The organism is Pseudomonas edaphica, from assembly GCF_005863185.1.
Lineage (GTDB): Bacteria > Pseudomonadota > Gammaproteobacteria > Pseudomonadales > Pseudomonadaceae > Aquipseudomonas > Aquipseudomonas edaphica.
Map to the genome: position 1 here is coordinate 1 of NZ_VBVZ01000771.1, position 2,575 is coordinate 2,575.

Below are 2,575 nucleotides of genomic sequence, written 5' to 3' on the forward strand. Positions count from 1 at the left end.
ATCCGTGGGTAACCCGGCAGGACGCCGGGTTAGCCGCGCTGGGCCAAGGATGGCCCATCGCGGCGGCCCACGGATTCAAGCCGGAGTGAGGGCATGCCGAGCCTAAGCGAGGCACCGAGTGTTGGGGTGAAGACTTTTTGGTTACTTTTGTGTCTTTACAAAAGTGACCCGCTGTAAGAGCGGAACCATAGGCCGCCGTTACCGCAGCAACGGGGAGCCGTAGGTTGGGGGTATATCCGTTATTTGGGTAACGGCGGCTATTGGTTCCGCTCTTACAGCGGGTCACTTTTGGCAAACGCCCCAAAAGTAACCAAAAGGTCTTCGCCCCACCACTCGGTGCCTCGCTTAGGCTCGGCATGCCCTCACTCCGGCTTGAATCCGTGGGCCGCCGCGATGGGCCATCCTTGGCCCAGCGCGGCTAACCCGGCGTCCTGCCGGGTTACCCACGGATTCAAGCCTGCGTTCGGCCATCGTGGTTAACGGGGCGCCTCAGATCAAAAGATCAAGATCAAAAGCAGAGCACGGCGGCCTGAAAGCCGACCTGAGTGGTTAGATCAAAAGCGAAAAGCGGATTTGCATACACCTGGGATCTGCTTTTCTGTGGGAGCTGGCTTGCCTGCGATGCAGACACCTTGGTACATCAGGCACACCGAGTTGATGCCATCGCAGGCAAGCCAGCTCCCACATTTGACCGAGTATGGCTCTGCTGTTGCTGTTGCTGTTGCTGTTGCTGTTGCTCCGGCCCTTACATCCTTTTCGATGACGAAGTCAGCGGTCTTTTGATCTGCGCTTTTGATCTTGATCTGAAATCGCCCCGTTAAACACGATGGCCGGAATCTGACAGGGATTTGGGGGGTAAACCGGCAGGGATGCCGGTTTAGCCGCGCTGGGCCAAGGATGGCCCATCGCGGCGACCCCCCAAATCACTGGCGGATTGCGGGCATGCCGAGCCACAGCGAGGCACCGAGTGTTGGGGCGAGGACTTTTTGCTTACTTTTTGGTCCTTCAAAAAGTGAGCCGCCGTAAGGGCGGAACCCTAAGTGGCCGTTACCGCAGCAACGGATATGTACACAGCAGCGACGCCAGTCACCGAACCCGCCAACGGACCCACCGCAAGCTCAAGCATACACACTCGGATTAACCAGATTGTCCGGCCGCTCCCCAGCCAGCGCCGACAGCAAATTTTCCACCGCGCAAGCGGCCATAGCCTCCCGCGTCTCGTGGGTCGCCGAACCGATATGCGGTGTAGCCACCACATTGTTCAAACGCAACAACGGCGAGTCATGACTCAACGGCTCGCGCTCAAACACATCCAACCCCGCCGCCCGAATCGTGCGTTGTTGCAGCGCCTCAACCAGCGCCGCCTCATCCACCACCTTGCCACGCGAGATATTGATAAAAATCGTCTCCGGCCCCATCAACGCAAACTCACGCGCGCCAATCAGCTTTTCGGTTTCAGCCGTGAGTGGCAAGGTCAGGCACACAAAGTCAGCCTGCTGCAACAACTCCGGCAAGCTACGAAACTGCGCCCCAAAGCGCTCCTCTACCCGCGGTTTTGGCGAATGACTGTGGTAAATCACCGGCATACCAAAACCGAAATGCCCACGCTGAGCCAGGGCTTCGCCGATGCGCCCCATGCCGATAATGCCCAGGGTCTTGCCATGCACATCGGTGCCAAAATGCGCCGGGCCGATGTTCTTGCTCCACTGCCCGGCACGCACCATATCGGCCAGCTCGACCACCCGGCGAGCGGTGGCCAGGATCAGCGCGAAGCCGGTATCCGCCGTGGTTTCGGTAAGCACATCCGGCGTATTGCTGAGCAGGATGCCGCGTTGGGTCAGGTAGTCGATGTCGTAGTTGTCGACGCCCACCGACACACTGGCCACCGCTTCGAGCTTGGGCGCCAGGTCGAGCAGCCTGGCATCCAGGCGCAGGCTGGCACCCAACAAACCATGGGCACCAGGCAAGGCGTCACGCAGCCGGGCGAGGCCGGGTTCGTCGAGGGCGTCAATCAGGGTCACGTCGACGTGTTCGTGCAGGCGGGCCATCAATGGCGCGGAGAGTTTTTTGTACAGGACCACAGACTTTTTCATGAGGTTTTTACCTTCAACTCCAGGGTTGGCACCGGCACGCGATCACTGGCGCCGGGCTTGAGGAAAATCGTCAGCACCACGGCAAACATCAGCGCCCCGCTCATCAGCAAGTACGAGGCGCCGGGTGAGCCGGTGCTGCTATTGAGGTAACCGACCAGGTACGAACCGCCGAACGAACCGAGCGCGCCCATGCTGTTGATCAGCGCCATGGCGCCGCCAGCGACGTTGGCCGGGAGGATTTCCGGGACGATGGCAAAGAACGGACCATAGGGCGCATACATGCAGGCCCCGGCGATGACCAGCAGGGTGTAGGACCACCAGAAGTGCTCAGCGCCGAGCGCGTAGGACGCGTAAAACGCAATAGACGCGATCAGCAGCGGCGGCCACACAAAACGTTTACGTTTTTGCAGCTTGTCCGAGCCCCACGACACCGCCAGCATGCCGATCACCGCTGCCAGGTAGGGAAGAGCCGACAGCCAACC

2 protein-coding genes are annotated in these 2,575 nt (G+C 60.2%); both read right to left on the reverse strand.

The features are described from left to right. Positions 1-1,118: 1,118 nt before the first annotated feature. Positions 1,119-2,093: an NAD(P)-dependent oxidoreductase gene (locus FEM54_RS30250; protein WP_138454030.1), complete on the reverse strand. Its 975-nt coding sequence runs from the start codon at positions 2,091-2,093 to the stop codon at positions 1,119-1,121. Next, positions 2,090-2,575: MFS transporter (locus FEM54_RS30255; protein WP_138454031.1), on the reverse strand; the 486-nt coding region annotated here is incomplete at its 5' end. The genes FEM54_RS30250 and FEM54_RS30255, both read right to left, overlap by 4 nt.

Excerpts from the sequence above, each read along its gene's own strand:
- FEM54_RS30250 (WP_138454030.1), bottom strand. The coding sequence starts at position 2,093 with ATGAAAAAGTCTGTGGTCCTGTACAAAAAACTCTCCGCGCCATTGATG.